This is a genomic window from Streptomyces glomeratus (assembly GCF_021462825.1).
Classification (GTDB): domain Bacteria; phylum Actinomycetota; class Actinomycetes; order Streptomycetales; family Streptomycetaceae; genus Streptomyces; species Streptomyces glomeratus.
Window position 1 is genome coordinate 1 of sequence record NZ_JAKEEB010000120.1, and the last position, 349, is coordinate 349.

Annotated in this window: 1 protein-coding gene; it reads right to left on the minus strand. The window is 68.5% G+C overall.

Translation table 11 applies throughout. From position 1 onward, the window contains the following. Window positions 1–349 (minus strand): transposase (locus tag LZ604_RS35595; protein WP_234520376.1); only part of this gene is annotated, 349 nt, incomplete at both ends.

Sequence of the window (349 nt, forward strand, 5' to 3'; positions counted from 1 at the left end):
CGTCCGGCGCTTTCAGCCTTGGCGTGCAGGATCGTCAGGAACACCCCCCATCCGGCATCAGAGATCGAGTGGTTGAGTCCGGCTTTCGCGCTGGCCCTGTTGGGCAGGAAACTGCCCGGCTGGTCAGGGTCGGGCTTCGGCACGGGGGCCTTGACCATGTTGCGGATCTCAAGGTCTTCGTGCGCGATGAAGTCGTGGTCGCGAACCAGATCCAAGGCGGTCTTGTGGGCGTGGTCCAGGCGCTGGCGTCGGACCTTGCGGTGCAGGTCGGCAACGCGCTGGACGGCTCGGCGGTGGTTGGCGGTGCGCTTGTCGCGGCGGGCGCGGGGGAAGCGGGCGAGAGCCGGGC